Origin of the sequence: Streptomyces huiliensis, assembly GCF_020037025.1 — a bacterium.
GTDB classification, from domain to species: domain Bacteria; phylum Actinomycetota; class Actinomycetes; order Streptomycetales; family Streptomycetaceae; genus Streptomyces; species Streptomyces huiliensis.
In genome coordinates this window covers 23405-38552 of record NZ_JAIQLH010000058.1, presented here as the reverse complement: position 1 = coordinate 38552, position 15148 = coordinate 23405, and the positions used below count along the sequence as shown (strand labels likewise).

At 72.0% G+C, this 15148-nt stretch carries 16 protein-coding genes; 15 read left to right on the top strand and 1 reads right to left on the bottom strand.

Annotated features, from left to right (window positions below; translation table 11 throughout):
* Positions 1–98 precede the first annotated feature (98 nt).
* From dop to prcA, 4 genes are all read left to right on the top strand, one after another.
* Positions 99–1610 (top strand): depupylase/deamidase Dop, encoded by a 1512-nt coding sequence (gene dop / locus JNW98_RS12750; protein WP_372459228.1) that lies wholly within the window; start codon positions 99–101, stop codon positions 1608–1610.
* Between the two features lie 148 nt (positions 1611–1758).
* Entirely contained in the window at positions 1759–1977 is a 219-nt protein-coding gene (locus tag JNW98_RS12745; RefSeq protein WP_171167968.1) for a ubiquitin-like protein Pup, read from the top strand.
* Positions 1978–2244: 267 nt separating this feature from the next.
* Positions 2245–3087, top strand: coding sequence for a proteasome subunit beta (gene prcB / locus JNW98_RS12735; RefSeq protein WP_223768283.1), 843 nt, complete (start codon positions 2245–2247; stop codon positions 3085–3087).
* Between the two features lie 64 nt (positions 3088–3151).
* On the top strand, positions 3152–3892 hold the full coding sequence (gene prcA / locus JNW98_RS12730; RefSeq protein WP_223768282.1) for a proteasome subunit alpha: 741 nt from the start codon (positions 3152–3154) through the stop codon (positions 3890–3892).
* A 215-nt stretch (positions 3893–4107) separates the two neighbouring features.
* On the opposite strand, the gene JNW98_RS12725 is transcribed toward prcA, so the two are convergent.
* A complete protein-coding gene (locus tag JNW98_RS12725; protein ID WP_223768317.1) occupies positions 4108–5094 on the bottom strand; it encodes a LacI family DNA-binding transcriptional regulator in 987 nt (328 codons plus the stop codon).
* Between the two features lie 236 nt (positions 5095–5330).
* Between JNW98_RS12725 and JNW98_RS12720 the strand changes: the two genes are divergently transcribed.
* From JNW98_RS12720 to JNW98_RS12670, 11 genes are all read left to right on the top strand, one after another.
* A complete protein-coding gene (locus JNW98_RS12720) occupies positions 5331–6590 on the top strand; it encodes an MFS transporter (protein WP_223768316.1) in 1260 nt (419 codons plus the stop codon).
* A 9-nt stretch (positions 6591–6599) separates the two neighbouring features.
* On the top strand, positions 6600–7961 hold the full coding sequence (pafA, locus tag JNW98_RS12715) for a Pup--protein ligase (protein ID WP_223768281.1): 1362 nt from the start codon (positions 6600–6602) through the stop codon (positions 7959–7961).
* Positions 7962–8154: 193 nt separating this feature from the next.
* Entirely contained in the window at positions 8155–9243 is a 1089-nt protein-coding gene (locus tag JNW98_RS12710) for an FKBP-type peptidyl-prolyl cis-trans isomerase (protein ID WP_223768280.1), read from the top strand.
* A gap of 83 nt (positions 9244–9326) precedes the next feature.
* Positions 9327–9701 carry an FKBP-type peptidyl-prolyl cis-trans isomerase gene (locus tag JNW98_RS12705; RefSeq protein WP_223768279.1) on the top strand — a complete coding sequence of 125 codons (375 nt, stop codon included), beginning with the start codon at positions 9327–9329 and terminating at the stop codon, positions 9699–9701.
* A 126-nt stretch (positions 9702–9827) separates the two neighbouring features.
* Entirely contained in the window at positions 9828–10874 is a 1047-nt protein-coding gene (locus tag JNW98_RS12700; RefSeq protein ID WP_223768278.1) for a helix-turn-helix transcriptional regulator, read from the top strand.
* 143 nt (positions 10875–11017) lie between these two features.
* A complete protein-coding gene (locus JNW98_RS12695; RefSeq protein ID WP_223768277.1) occupies positions 11018–11980 on the top strand; it encodes a helix-turn-helix transcriptional regulator in 963 nt (320 codons plus the stop codon).
* Entirely contained in the window at positions 11977–12231 is a 255-nt protein-coding gene (locus JNW98_RS12690) for a hypothetical protein (protein ID WP_223768276.1), read from the top strand. The genes JNW98_RS12695 and JNW98_RS12690 overlap by 4 nt, the downstream gene beginning before the upstream one ends.
* 72 nt (positions 12232–12303) lie before the next feature.
* A complete protein-coding gene (locus tag JNW98_RS12685) occupies positions 12304–12519 on the top strand; it encodes a hypothetical protein (protein WP_223768275.1) in 216 nt (71 codons plus the stop codon).
* 305 nt (positions 12520–12824) lie between these two features.
* Positions 12825–13106, top strand: a complete 282-nt coding sequence (gene tatA / locus JNW98_RS12680) for a Sec-independent protein translocase subunit TatA (protein ID WP_040889645.1) — start codon at positions 12825–12827, stop codon at positions 13104–13106.
* A 66-nt stretch (positions 13107–13172) separates the two neighbouring features.
* Positions 13173–14138 (top strand): twin-arginine translocase subunit TatC, encoded by a 966-nt coding sequence (gene tatC, locus JNW98_RS12675; protein WP_223768274.1) that lies wholly within the window; start codon positions 13173–13175, stop codon positions 14136–14138.
* 67 nt (positions 14139–14205) lie between these two features.
* On the top strand, positions 14206–15105 hold the full coding sequence (locus JNW98_RS12670; protein WP_223768273.1) for a diacylglycerol kinase family protein: 900 nt from the start codon (positions 14206–14208) through the stop codon (positions 15103–15105).
* The last annotated feature ends 43 nt before the right edge of the window (positions 15106–15148 follow it).

Genomic DNA, 15148 nt, shown 5'->3' with positions numbered 1-15148 from the left:
ACCACCGCGACGCGCGTGGGGGACGCACACGGACCGGATGCGCAGCGGTACTTGAGCGGCGACCCCACCAGGGGGCGCCGCCGGGCAAGGAGGGCCGCATGACCGTACGGCGAGTAATGGGCATCGAGACGGAGTACGGGATCTCCGTCCCCGGTCACCCGAACGCCAATGCCATGCTCACCTCGTCCCAGGTCGTCAACGCCTACGCGGCGGCGATGCAACGGGCACGCCGTGCCCGCTGGGACTTCGAGGAGGAGAATCCGCTGCGGGACGCCCGGGGCTTCGACCTCGCCCGGGAGGCCGCCGACGCCAGCCAGCTCACCGACGAGGACATCGGGCTCGCCAACGTCATCCTCACCAACGGCGCCCGGCTGTACGTCGACCACGCCCACCCCGAGTACAGCTCCCCGGAGATCACCAATCCGCGGGACGCCGTCCTCTGGGACAAGGCCGGCGAACGGATCATGGCCGAGGCCGCCGAGCGGGCCGGCCGGCTGCCCGGCGCGCAGCCGATCCACCTCTACAAGAACAACACCGACAACAAGGGCGCGTCCTACGGCACCCACGAGAACTACCTGATGAAGCGGGAGACCCCGTTCTCGGACATCGTGCGGCACCTGACCCCCTTCTTCGTCTCCCGCCAGGTCGTCACCGGCGCCGGCCGGGTCGGCATCGGCCAGGACGGGCGCGAACACGGCTTCCAGATCAGTCAGCGCGCCGACTACTTCGAGGTCGAGGTCGGTCTGGAGACCACCCTCAAACGGCCGATCATCAACACCCGGGACGAGCCGCACGCGGACGCCGAGAAGTACCGCCGGCTGCACGTGATCATCGGCGACGCCAACCTCTCGGAGATCTCCACCTACCTCAAACTGGGCACCACCTCGCTGGTGCTGTCCATGATCGAGGACGGCTTCATCTCCGGCGACCTCGCCGTTGACCAGCCCGTCCGCACCCTGCACCGGGTCAGCCACGACCCCTCGCTGCGCCGGCTGATCACACTGCGCAGCGGCCGCACCCTCACCGCCGTCCAGCTCCAGATGGAGTACTGCGAGCTGGCCCGCAAGCACGTCGAGGACCGGTACGGGCACGACGCGGACGAGCAGACCAAGGACGTCCTGGCCCGCTGGGAGGACGTGCTGGGCCGGCTGGAGAGCGACCCGATGAGCCTGGCCGGCGAGCTGGACTGGGTGGCCAAGCGGGAGCTCCTGGAGGGCTACCGCCGGCGCGACGGCCTGGACTGGGACGCGGCGCGGCTGCACCTGGTGGACCTCCAGTACGCGGACGTCCGGCCCGACAAGGGCCTGTACAACCGGCTGGCGGCCCGCGGCCGCATCAAGCGGCTGCTGGACGAGACCGAGGTCGAACGGGCCCGCACGGCCCCGCCGGAGGACACCCGGGCCTACTTCCGGGGCCGCTGCCTCGACCAGTACGCGGACGACGTGGCGGCCGCCTCCTGGGACTCGGTGATCTTCGACCTCCCCGGCCGGGACTCGCTCCAGCGCGTCCCCACCCTGGAACCGCTGCGCGGCACCCGCAACCACGTCAAGGAGCTGCTGGACCGCTGCCGCACGGCGGAGGACCTGGTACGGGTGCTGTCCGGGGGCTGAGCGGGGGTCTGGGAGGCGGTGGAACGGGAATCATCACGGTGGTTCCCGGACGTTCCCGGGAGTGCGGGGCCGATGTCGGACCGTGCTTGTAGGGTCTGATCTGTAGGACTTGAGTACGTGTACGTCGAAACCGAGCGGGGTGAGGGGTATGGCGACCAAGGACACCGGCGGCGGGCAGCAGAAGGCCACGCGTGCCACTGAGGAGACCGAGGAGCAGGCGCAGGAAGCGCAGGCGTCCGAGGACCTCAAGGAGCGGCACGAGAAGCTGTCGGACGACGTGGACTCCGTCCTGGACGAGATCGACGACGTCTTGGAAGAGAACGCTGAGGATTTCGTGAGGTCCTTCGTTCAGAAGGGCGGCCAGTAGGTCGGTTCGACCTTCGAATCGAAGGGGCGGGGGCGTGCGGCGGACGGGGGAACGACAGCGTCGCGCGCGGTGCGGGGAGGACGGTCCGCGCGCGGCGTTCGCCGCGGGCTCCGGCCGCCCGCCGGCCCGGCCCACACCTATGGATCTTTGTCACGCGACCGATAGGGTCCGTGGCGTGCTGTGCTCCGGTCGCCATGCGGCGCCGGAGTGATTCAAGGATCGGCCGGACGTCGCGAGGCGTGCCGCCGAATACGTGGAAGGAAACGTGTGGAAGCCAACCCTCGTAGCACCGGGCGTCTACCTGCTGCCTTCCTGACGCCGGGCTCCTCGTCCTTCACGGACTTCCTCGCGGCGCACCAGCCGGACCTGCTGCCCGGAAACCGTCAGCTGCCCGCGCAGGGCGTGGTGGAGGCGCCGCACGGCACGACCATCGTCGCGGCGACCTTCCCCGGCGGGGTGGTGCTGGCCGGCGACCGGCGGGCCACCATGGGCAACGTCATCGCGCAGCGCGACATCGAGAAGGTCTTCCCGGCCGACGAGTACTCCGCGGTGGGCATCGCGGGCACGGCCGGGCTCGCGGTGGAGATGGTCAAGCTGTTCCAGCTGGAGCTGGAGCACTTCGAGAAGGTCGAGGGTGCCCAGCTCTCCCTGGAGGGCAAGGCCAACCGCCTCTCCACCATGATCCGGAGCAACCTCGGCATGGCCATGCAGGGCCTCGCCGTGGTGCCGCTCTTCGCCGGCTGGGACGTGGACCGCGGTAAGGGCCGCATCTTCTCCTACGACGTGACCGGCGGCCGCTCCGAGGAGTACGGCTACGCGGCCACGGGCTCCGGCTCGCTCTTCGCCCGGGGAGCGCTCAAGAAGCTGTACCGGGAAGACCTCACCGCCGAGCAGGCCGCCACCCTGGTGGTACAGGCCCTGTACGACGCGGCCGACGACGACTCGGCGACCGGCGGTCCCGACCTCGCCCGCCGCATCTACCCGATCGTCACCGTCATCTCCGACGAGGGGTACCGGAGGCTCACCGACGCCGACCTGGCCGAGACCGTCCGGGCCATCCACGAGCGGCGGCTCCAGGAGCCCGACGGCCCCCGGGCCTCGCTGCTCTGAGGCACCGCCCGGTCCAGAGTCCTCCGTACGCACTCCCCACAGACCAGAAAGGGACGGATAACCGGTGTCGACGCCGTTCTACGTCTCTCCCCAGCAGGCCATGGCCGACCGCGCCGAGTACGCCCGCAAGGGCATCGCGCGCGGCCGCAGCGTCGTGGTCCTCCAGTACAACGATGGCGTGATCTTCGTTGCCGAGAACCCGTCCCGCGCGCTCCACAAGGTCAGCGAGATCTACGACCGCATCGCGTTCGCGGCCGTCGGGAAGTACAACGAGTTCGAGACCCTGCGCATCGGCGGCGTCCGCTACGCCGACCTGCGCGGCTACACCTACGACCGCGAGGACGTCACCGCCCGCGGCCTCGCCAACGTCTACGCCCAGACCCTCGGCACCATCTTCTCCAGCGCGGGCGAGAAGCCGTACGAGGTCGAACTGATCGTCGCCGAGGTCGGTGCCGGCCCCGAGGACGACCAGATCTACCGGCTCCCGCACGACGGCTCGATCGTCGACGAGCACGGCTCGGTCGCGGTCGGCGGCAACGCGGACCAGATCAGCAGCTATCTCGGGCAGCGGCACCGGGACGGGATGAGCCTCGCGGAGGCGCTCAAGCTTGCCGTCGAGTCGCTCGCCCGGGATACGAACGGTGGGGAGCGGACGCTTACCGCCGAGCAGCTTGAGGTCGCGGTGCTCGATCGGACTCGGCCGCAGCAGCGGAAGTTCAAGCGGTTGCTTGGCAGCCAGCTGACGCGGTTGCTCGACGGGGGCGAGGCCCCCGCCTCAGGCGAGGAGTCCGCGGGCGAGTCCTGAGGGGTGGGGTGCCCCGGTCCCGCCCTTTCTCCGTTTCCTGGGGCTAACGCCCCAGACCCCGAAACCGCGCTCCGCGCGGTTGTCCTCAAACGCCGGACGGGCTGATTTCAGCCCGTCCGGCGTTTGAGGACAGCGCCCGCAGGGCGCTTCGGGGGTGCGGGGGCACCGCCCCTGCAAGAAACGGTGAAAGGGCGGGACCGGGGCACCCTCCGCCGTCAGGCGCCGCGCGCAGCCGGCCCACTGGAGTCGCGGGCGACGAGGGACACCGGCAGCTCCGCCGCCCCGTCGGGCCGCCCGTCGAGAACGGCGGCCAAAGCCCGCATGCCGGCCTCGCCCACCGCCTCCGCGGGCAGCCGGACCGTCGTCAGCTCCGGATCGACAGCCGTCGCCAGGGACAGGTCGGCAAAGCCGGTGACCGAGACGTCATCGGGAACCCGCAACCCCAGCCGCCGCGCGGCCTTGCAAGCGCCGGCGGCCAGCATGTCGTCGTCGCAGACGAGCGCGGTCGGCCGCGCCCCGGGCGCGGACAGGACCCGCTCCGCCGCCGCCCGCCCCGCGTCGACGTGCAGCGCGGCCGGTTCGGTCCGCACGACCCGAGCGTCGGGGACGTCGCGCAGCGCCTCGGCGAGCGCCCGGGCCCGGACCCGGAAGGTCCAGGAGTCGACGTCGGCGGCCAGGTGGGCGAAGCGCCGGTGGCCGAGGGACAGCAGGTGGGCGGCGACCTGCCGCATGCCGTCGGCGATGTCGGGGTTGACGGTGGCGGCGGCCTCCGCGCTGCGGGGGTCGCTGTCCAGCATGACGACGGGCAGGCCGCCGGCCCGGAGGGCGGCGAGTGAGTCGACCGCCATCGAGGAGGCGATCACGCCGTCGAGGGCGGCGCGGGCGGACGCGAAGGGGTCCCGGGCGGGGCCGATGCCCTCGGGGGAGGGGTAGAGGAGGACGCCGACGCCCTGCTCGCCCGCCACGCGCGCGGCCCCGGCGTAGACGCGGGCGAAGAACTCGTTGGTGAGCGCGGGGACGACGAGGAGGACGGTCCGCGTCCGGCCGAGCCGCAGGTCGCGGGCGGCGAGGTTGCGCCGGTAGCCGAGTTCGCGGGCGGCCGAGCGGACCGCCTCGGCGCGCGCCTCGGAGACCCGGCCGCGCCATTTGTCGCCCATGACGAGGGAGACCGTCGCCTGGGAGACGCCGGCCGCGCGGGCCACGTCCCGGCTCGTCGCCCGGGCGGGCGCCGCGTGCGTCCCCCGGACCGTCGGCCAGCGGCCCCCGCCGCGTACCGCGCCCCTGTTCCGTTCGCCGCTCTGTTCGCCGTCCGTCACCACCGGTGACGCCCCTCTCCGCCGACTCTCCACGGGTGGACCCGTGAGCTGCCGACATGGTACGTATAACGCGTCAACGTTATACGTAAAACCGACCCTGGGTCGGTCGAGAGAGGCAGATGATGGCGGCGGGCTACGGCGAGATGCTCAGGACGCGGTACGCCGCACGGTTGCTGGTCGGCACCCTGGTGGGCCGGCTGCCCACCGCCACCGCCGCGCTGGCGGTCGTCCTCTTCGCCCGCGCCGAGGGCGGCAGCTACATCCTCGCCGGCGCCCTCTCCGCCGCCTACGGCGTGGCCAACGCGATCGGCCAGCCGCTGCTCGGCCGCGCCGTCGACCTCTACGGCCAGCCGCGCGTGATGCTGCCCGCGGCCCTGCTGTCCGCGCTGGGCATGGTCCTCTTCGCCGTCGTCGGCCTGGAGCCGCTGCCCGTCGCCTACGCGGCCATGGTCGTCGCCGGCTTCTTCACCCCGCCCCTGGAGGGCGGCCTGCGGGCGCTGTGGCCGTCCGTCCTGGAGCGCGAGGACCGCATCCACGCGGCCTACGCCCTGGACGCCGTGGCCCAGGAGGTCATGTACGCGGTCGGCCCGCTGATCGTGATGCTGTTCGTCCGCGAGTGGTCCGAGGCCGCCGCGCTGCTGGTGATCAATGCCCTGGGCGTGCTCGGCGCGCTCGCCGTGGTCAGCTCGCCGCCCTCGCGGAAGTGGCGCAGCGAGCCGCGCGAGGCCCACTGGCTCGGCGCCCTGCGCTCCCGCGGCCTGCTGGTCGTCCTGGGCACCTTCTTCTTCGTCGGCTCGGCGCTGGGCTCCATCGCCGTCGCCTCCGTCGCCTACGCCGACGCGCACGGCAACGAGATGATCTCCAGCTACCTGTTGTCCGCGCTCAGCGCCGGCGCCCTGGTCGGCGGTGTCGTCTACGGCGGCCGGCAGTGGGCCGGCGCGCCGGAGGGGCGGCTGCGGGTGATCATCGCCGCGCTCGCCGTCTGCTACGTGCCGCTGCTGCTCGTCCCCGGCCTGGTCCCGATGATCGTGCTGTCGGGCATCGCCGGTGTCTTCCTGGCGCCCGCGCTCGCCTGCGCCTTCGTCGTCGTCGACCGGCACGCGCCGGCCGGTACGGCCACCGAGGCGTTCTCCTGGCTGGTCACCTCGTTCGGCGTCGGTGCCTCCATCGGCACCGCGATCGTCGGCCCGGCCGTGCAGTCGGGCGGAGCCCGGGCCGGGTTCGCGGTCGCGGCGGGCGGCGGGATCGCCGCCGCGCTCGTCCTGCTGGCGGCGCGCAAGGCGCTGACCGCTCCCGAGAAGGCGTCGCCCGTCGTCGCGCGTTCGGAAACAGATCGGAACGGTGCCGTCGAACCCGGTTTCAGCGCAGGGCATCAGGCGTAGTGTTCAGGCATGGACCGCCGCATTTTCGGGCTGGAGAACGAGTACGGCGTCACGTGCACGTTCAGGGGACAGCGCCGACTGTCGCCTGACGAAGTGGCGCGGTACCTCTTCCGCCGTGTCGTTTCCTGGGGCCGCAGCAGCAACGTCTTCCTGCGCAACGGCGCCCGTCTCTACCTAGATGTGGGCTCGCACCCGGAATACGCGACACCGGAGTGCGACAACGTGATCGAACTGGTCACCCACGACAAGGCGGGCGAGCGCATTCTCGAGGGCCTGCTCGTCGACGCCGAACGCCGCCTGCACGAGGAGGGCATCGCGGGCGACGTCTACCTCTTCAAGAACAACACCGACTCGGCGGGGAACTCCTACGGCTGCCACGAGAACTACCTCGTGGCCAGACACGGGGAGTTCTCCCGCCTGGCGGACATCCTCATCCCCTTCCTGGTGACCCGTCAGCTGATCTGCGGGGCCGGGAAGGTCCTCCAGACGCCGCGCGGCGCGGTCTACTGCGTCAGCCAGCGCGCGGAGCACATCTGGGAGGGCGTCAGCTCCGCCACCACCCGCTCCCGCCCGATCATCAACACCCGGGACGAGCCGCACGCCGACGCCGAGCGCTACCGCAGGCTGCACGTCATCGTCGGCGACTCCAACATGTCGGAGACCACGATGCTCCTCAAGGTCGGGGCCACCGACCTTGTGCTCCGCATGATCGAGGCCGGCACGGTGATGCGCGACCTCACCCTGGAGAACCCCATCCGGGCCATCCGCGAGGTCAGCCACGACATCACGGGCCGCCGCAAGGTGCGGCTGGCCAGCGGCCGCGAGGCGTCCGCGCTGGAGGTCCAGCAGGAGTACTACGAGAAGGCCGTGGACTTCTGCGAGCGGCGCGGCATCCGCACGGGCACCGTCGAGCGGGTGCTGGAGCTTTGGGGCCGGGCCCTGGAGGCCGTCCGGGACGAGGACCTGGACCGCATCTCCACCGAGATCGACTGGGTGATGAAGTACCAGCTCATCGAGCGGTACCGGGCGAAGAACAACATCAGCATGTCCCACCCGAGGGTGGCCCAGATAGACCTCGCCTACCACGACATCCACCGCCGCCGGGGGCTGTACTACCTGCTGGAGCGGCGCGGCCAGGCCGCCCGGGTGTGCAACGACCTCAAGATCTTCGAGGGCAAGTCGGTACCACCGCAGACCACTCGCGCCCGGCTCCGCGGCGATTTCATCCGCCGCGCGCAGGAACAGCGCCGGGACTTCACCGTCGACTGGGTCCATCTCAAGCTCAACGACCAGGCACAGCGCACCGTGTTGTGCAAGGACCCTTTCCGGTCGGTGGACGACCGGGTGGAAAAGCTGATTGCCGGAATGTGAGCGGACGCGCGGCCTGCGGTTCGCACGGCTGATCCGCACGGCTGAAAAGCACGCATTCGGGTATGGGAATGCGACATCGGTGCGCCGGGCCCCTCGGCCCGGCGCACCGCCGTGTCGGACGGGGGTATCGGGCGGGACTCAGGACGTAGAGTGGCGGGCACTGTTCAGCCACCCCCTAGCCCGAGTTGGACCGATGCTGCGATTCACCGCGGGACGAACCCCGCATTCCCGTCGCCTCGCCAGGACCGCGAGCGGCACCCGCCCGTCCCGCCGTCTGGCCGCCGCGCTGGCCGTGCCCGTCCTGCTGCTGACCGCCGCGGGCTGCGGCTCGGACGACGACGGCGGCAAGAAGTCCGCCGACAGCTCCAAGTCCGCGGAGAGTTCCGGGTCCGCCCAGGGCGGCTCGAACATCAAGGTGGCGGGCGCCTTCGGCGAGCAGCCGAAGATCACCGCGCCGAAGGACGCCAAGGGCCCCGACAAGGTGCGGATCACCACGATCACCGAGGGCAAGGGCGCCACGGTGGAGAAGGGCGCGTTCGCCCGCCTCGCGTACGCGGTGCAGTCGACCCAGGAGGGCACCACCCCGAAGGGCACCTGGTACCCCGAGCCGGGGCAGGACACCAAGGGTCCGCGCCGCGAGCTGGTGCAGCGGGTGGGCGGCGGCGAGGGCGGCGGCCAGGTGCCCGACGCCGTCGCCGACGCGCTGGTGGGCCGCAAGGTCGGCACCCGGGTGTGGGCCGAGGGCACGCTGAAGTCGATGTACGGCGACAAGGTCCAGCAGAACGCGGACCAGACGCTGGTCTGGGTCCTCGACGTCGTGGGCACCGGCACGGTGGACGCCAAGGCGGAGGCCAAGGGCGACCAGGCGAAGTCCGAGCCGGGCCTGCCCGAGGTGAAGGCCGAGTCCGGGAAGGCCGCCGAGATCACGATCCCCAAGGGGGAGAAGGCGCCCAAGGAGCTCAAGGAGCAGGTGCTGATCAAGGGTGACGGCCCGGAGGTCAAGGCCGGTGACGGCCTGGTCGCCCAGTACACCGGTGTGCTGTGGGACGGCGGCAAGAAGTTCGACTCGTCCTGGGACCACGGCGGCGCCACCGCCTTCCAGATCGGCACCGCCTCGGTCGTCTCCGGCTGGGACAAGGGCCTGGTCGGCAAGCACGTGGGGGACAGGGTGCTGCTGGTGCTCCCGGCCGAGCAGGCGTACGGCAGCAGCCCGCCGCCGGGCAGCGGCATCCCCGCCGACGCGCCGCTGGTCTTCGTCGTGGACATCGTGGGCAAGGTCTGACCGGCCCATCGAGGACGAGTTCGGACCGCTCATCTGCGAAACTTGCACGGTTGTCCGAAGAATCCGTTCGTAGGAGCACTTACGTGAACATCGACAAGCCGGAGATCGACTTCCCCGAGGGTCCGGTCCCGTCCGACCTGGAGATCGTCGAGATCTGGGAGGGCGACGGCGCGGTGGCCAAGATCGGCGACTTCGTCAAGGTCCACTACGTGGGCGTCGCCTACTCCACCGGCGAGGAGTTCGACGCGAGCTGGAACCGGGGCAAGCCGCTGGAGTTCCAGCTGGGCGCCGGCCAGGTCATCCAGGGCTGGGACAAGGGCATCCAGGGCATGAAGGTCGGCGGCCGCCGCCGGCTGACCATCCCCGCCCACCTCGCCTACGGCGAGCGCGGCGCGGGCGGCGGTGTGATCGCCCCGGGCGAGGCGCTGATCTTCGTCTGCGACCTGATCGCCGTCTGACCGGACGCCGAACGGCTCCGACCGAGGGCCCGTGCCTTGTGCGCGGGCCCTCGGCTTTTGCCGGGTGCGCGGTGAGCGGTACGGTCATCGGTTGAAAGAACTTGAGAAGAGGGCGAGAGGGCGTCGATGGCGATTGCCAAGGCCGAGCGGCTGATGAATCTGGCGCTGTGCCTGCTGGGGACGCGTCGTCCGCTCAGCAAGCGGGAGCTGCGGGGCTCGATCGAGGCGTACCTGGAAGCCTTCGGCCCGGGGAACGACGTGGCGTCCGGGGCGGACGTCGCGCCGGACGGTGGTACGGCCTCGGCGTCCGGCGCGTCCCCCCGCGGTGCCGGCACCGGCAGCGACGACGCCTTCAACCGCATGTTCGAGCGGGACAAGGAGGACCTCCGCGAGCTCGGCCTGATCATCGAGACGGTCGAGGGCGTCGACGGCGAGACCGGCTACCTCGCCCGCCGGGACAGCAACCGCCTCCCCCCGATCACCCTCGACGTCGAGGAGTCCGCGGCGCTCGGCCTCGCCGCCAAGGTCTGGCAGCAGGCGCGGCTGGCGTCGGCCGCCAGCGGCGCGCTGCAGAAGCTGCGCGCGGCCGGGATGCCGCTGGCGGAGGACGGGTACGAGGGCGGTGCCCTGGAGACGCGGATCCCCGTGCACGAGGCGGCGTTCGAGCCGCTGATGCTGGCGGCGCGCGACCGCAGGACCGTCGTCTTCGACTACCGCAAGGCCAACGCCGCCCGCCCCGAGCCGCGGCACGTCGAGCCGTGGACGCTGGAGTGCTGGCGCGGGCACTGGTACCTGGCGGGCTGGGACCGCGACCGCGAGGCGGAGCGCGTCTTCCGCCTCTCCCGCATCACCGGCCGCGTCCGCTCGCGCGCCCTGCCCTTCACCGCGCCGGTCCCGGACCACGTCACCGTCCGGGAGACCGTGGAGACCTGGGCCGGCGAGACGGCCACCGGCACCGCGCTGATCAAGGTCCGGGCGGGGCACGGCTATCCGCTGCGCGCCAAGGCCCTCGCCCACCGTGACCTGGGCGACGGCTGGGACGAACTGGAGATCCCGTACGGGCACGGGCTGGACGCCTGGCTGGTGGAGTTCGGCCCGGACGTCGTGGTGCTGAAACCGGACGACCTCCGGGTCGACGTCCTCGACCGGCTGCGGGCCGTGGCGGAGGGCTGACGGGCCGCCGCGGCGTTCCTCACGAGCGGCCGCGGCGGACCCACCGGACGTCGAGTGACCGGCGGACGTCGAGTGACCGGCGGACGTCGAGCGATCAGCGGACTTCGAGCAGTTTCGAGCAGAAGGGCACGGACCGACCCCCCATGGCCGGAAACGCCATCGACCAGACCCGGCGGATGCTGTCGCTGGTCACCTACCTGCGCGAGCGCCCCGGCGCCCGCGTCGCCGACGTCGCCCGGGCCTTCGGCATCACCGAGGACGAGCTGATCGGCGACCTCGACGTGCTGCCGATGTGCGGCACCAGCTTCCGCGGCGGCGACCTGCTGGACATCGACACCGACGGCGACCGCATCTGGTGGCACAACCCCGACGCCTCGGGCACCAGCACCGGCGAGCCGCTGCGGCTCGCGGCGGACGAGGCCACCGCGCTGCTGGTGGCCGCCCGCGCGGTGGCCACGCTGCCCGGGCTGCGCGAGAGCGACCGGCAGGCGCTCGTGCGCGCCACCGCTAAGATCGAGGCCGCGGCCGGGGAGACGGCGGGCGCCAGCTCCCGGCTGTCGGTGACCTTCGAGTCCGAGGGCGGCGTCTTCGCCGACGTCGACCGGGCCATCTCCGAACGCCGCCGGCTCTGGGTGCGCTACTACTCGCCGGCCCGCGACGAGCTGACCGAGCGCGAGGTCGACCCGATCCGGCTGTTCGCCGTCGGCCACACCTATATGGAGGCGTGGTGCCGGCTCTCCGAGGCCCGGCGCACCTTCCGGCTGGACCGGGTGGCCGAGATCCGGCTGCTGGACGAGGTCTCCGACCCGCCGCCGGTCGAGCCCCGCGACCTGTCGGCCGGGCTGGTGCAGCCCGCGGCCGAGGACCCCGAGGTCGTCGTCGAGGTCGGCCCCGGCGGGCGCTGGGTGGCCGAGTACTACCCGCACGACAGCGCCGAGGAACTGCCCGGGGGCGGCCTGCGGATCACCCTGCGCACCCCCGACCCGGCCTCGCTGCGCCGGCTGGCGCTGCGGCTCGGCCGGGACGGCCGGATCGTCTCGCCCCCGGAGCTGGCCGCGAGCGCGCGGAACGCGGCGCGCGAGGCGCTCGCGGCGTACGGCGGGTGAGGACGGTGAGCGGGCCCGTGCGGGACCTCTCGGGCGCGGTCTTCAAGGCCGCCTGCCCCGACTGCCGGCGGAGCATCGAGCTGGCGGCCGGCGCGATCCGGCTGGCGATCGGCGGGAGCCGGCGCACCACGTTCTACTCCTTCACCTGCCCGGACTGCGGCGCGTCGGTCCGCAAGCCGGCGGGGGAGCGGATCGTGCAGCTGCTGACGGGCGGCGGGGTGCGGGCGCTGCGGCTGCACTCGCGCGTCTGACGCGGGCGTCCCCCTCGTCTTGGGCCCGGGCCCGTGCCGGTCCGCCGTCCCGCCTTCGGTAGGTTCGTCCCCATGCTCTTCCCCATGCTGGCCGTCGCCCTCTCCTTCTGCGGCATCGCCGTGCTCGGCGTGCTCGCCGCGCTCGTCCTCGCGCAGGTGCGCCGGCTGGCCCGGCAGGTGGAGGAGAGCTCCCGCCGGATCGCCCGGGCGACCGAGGACCTGGAGCGGGCCGCCGTCCCGCTCGCCTCGGAGGCGGCGCGGGTGGCGCACGGCGTACGCCCGGAGTGAGCTCGGCGTGCGGCCTGGCGTGCGCCGGGCGTGACGCCCGGCGCGGACGGCCCGGCCGGAAGGGGCCGACGGCCGTCTCCTGTGCCGGAAGCGCTGGCGGTACGCTGGTGCGGGTGGCCCTGCCGACGAAGCGGAGGGTCGCACGCGGGAACAGCGGGGGGAACGGCGGGGAAGTACGCGCGGGGATTGCCCGGCGTTCATCCTTGCGCGTTACGATCGCTGCCGTACGACTGCTGGGCAAAACGTCTTATCGGTCCACAGCTCCACACCCCTAAACCGCTTCGGTGAGAAGGTAAACGCTTATGTTGTTCGGACGGATCGGCGCCCCGGAGATCATCCTCATTCTCGTCGTCGTCGTGCTCCTGTTCGGTGCCAAGAAGCTCCCCGACATGGCGCGTGCCCTCGGCAAGTCCGCCCGCATCCTCAAGAGCGAGGCCAAGGCGATGAAGTCCGAGGGCAAGGACGCCGCGGCGCCCGCCGAGCCCGCGGACCAGCAGGCGGCGGCCCCGCGTACGATCAAGGCGGCTCCCGGCGACGTGACCTCGCGACCGGTGCAGGAGCCGGCCGACCGCACGACGCAGCGCTGACGACCGAGGACGACTGGGGCGGCCGCCGGGTAGGCGACCGTCCGCCGCACGAGATAGGGACGTGGGTTGCTCAAGCCTGCCCGCAAGAAGGAGAAGGATCCCGAGGGGCGGATGCCGCTCGCGGAGCACCTTCGTGAGCTGCGCAACCGGTTGGCGAAGTCGGTCATCGCGATCGTGATCGTCTCGATCGTCTCGTTCATTTACTACCGCGAGATCATCGAGGTGTTCCAGCACCCGATCCAGCAGTCCATCGGCTGCAAGGTCCCCGTCAGGGAGCTCCTGGAGGCCAAGTCCGGCACCAAGACCAAGTGCGGCACCCTCACGATGTCGGGGCTGACCGGGCCCTTCGCCCTGTCGATGAAGGTGGCCATGGTCTCCGGTCTGGTGCTGTCCAGCCCGGTGTGGCTCTACCAGCTCTGGGCCTTCCTGGCACCGGGTCTGCACCGCCACGAGAAGAAGTACGCGCTCAGCTTCGTTTCGGCGGGTGTGCCGCTCTTCGCCGCGGGTGCCTGGTTCGCGTACACGATCATGCCCACGGCCGCCGAGGTCCTGATCGAGTTCACACCGGACGGGGTCACCAACCTCGTGCCGCTGGACGACCTCCTCGACCTGATCATGCGGCTGATCATCGTCTTCGGCCTCTCCTTCGAGCTGCCGCTGCTGCTCATGCTGCTCAACTTCGGCGGGGTTCTCACCGGTCGCCGGATGCTGGGCTGGTGGCGCGGCATGATCATGGGCGTCACGGTCTTCGCGGCTGTGGCGACGCCGACCGTCGACCCGTACTCGATGTTCATGCTGGCCGGGCCGATCGTCGCGCTGTACTTCATCGCCGTCGGCATCGCCCTGCTCAACGACAAGCGCAGGGGCCGGGCCAACCCGGACCGTCTCCTCGACGACGACGAGGCGGCGCCCCTGGACCTCACCCCGCAGTCGGTCGGCGACGTGGAGCCGCTGGCCGCCGCGGACCGGTCGGGTCGTGACGGGCACAACGGGCAGCCCGTGCGACGGAACGGGTTCGACGACTTCACCTGATCCTGATCCGCGTTCTTCGGGGCGGCAGCCGGTATACGGCTGCCGCCCCTTCGCGTAGGGTCCGCGCGTGACCAGCGACATCACGCTCTTCGTCAATCCGGCGGCCGGCCGTGGCCGTGGCGCCCGCGCCGCGCAGCCCGCGGCCCGGGTGCTGCGCGCGGCCGGGCACTCCGTCCGTACCGTCGTGGGCGCGGACGCGGCCGACGCGCTGCGGCGGGCCCGGGAGGCGGTCGCCGGTGGCACCGGCGCGCTGATCGCCGTGGGCGGGGACGGGATGGTGTCGCTCGCGCTGCAGGCCGTCGCCGGCACGCCGACCCCGCTCGGCGTCGTCGCCGTCGGGACGGGCGACGACTACGCCCGCGCCAACGGGCTGCCCGTCCGGGCCCCGGAGGCGGCGGCGCGGCTCATCGCCGGGTCGCTGAAGGGGGACGGCGGCGTCCCGCGTGACCTGGGCCGGATCGTCGGCGGTCCGTACTTCGGGACCGTGCTCGCCTCCGGCTTCGACTCGCGCGTCAACGACCGCGGCAACCGGATGCGGTTCCCCTCCGGGCGGTTCCGCTACGACCTCGCCCTGCTCGCCGAACTGGCCGCGCTGCGCCCGATCCCGTATCGGATGCGGCTCGACGACGGGCCGGAGCGGCTTGTGGAGGCGACGCTCGTCGCCGTGGGGAACGGCGGGTCGTACGGGGGCGGCATGCGGATCTGCGGGGACGCGCGGATGGACGACGGGCTGTTCGATGTGACGGTGGTGGGGGCTTGTGGGCGGGGGGAGCTTTTGCGGGTGTTCCCCCGTGTTTATCGGGGGACGCATCTTTCGCATCCTCGGGTGCGGGTGTTTCGGGCGGCGCGGGTTTCGCTGGCGGCGGCTGATGTGACGGCGTATGCGGATGGGGAGCGGGTGGGGGCGCTGCCGGTGGTGGCGCAGACGGTGCGGGGTGCGGTGCGGGTGTTGGGGGTTCGGGGGTAGCCCCAGCCCCTCCCCCAGAGGGGGCACCCCCACTTCGCCGATT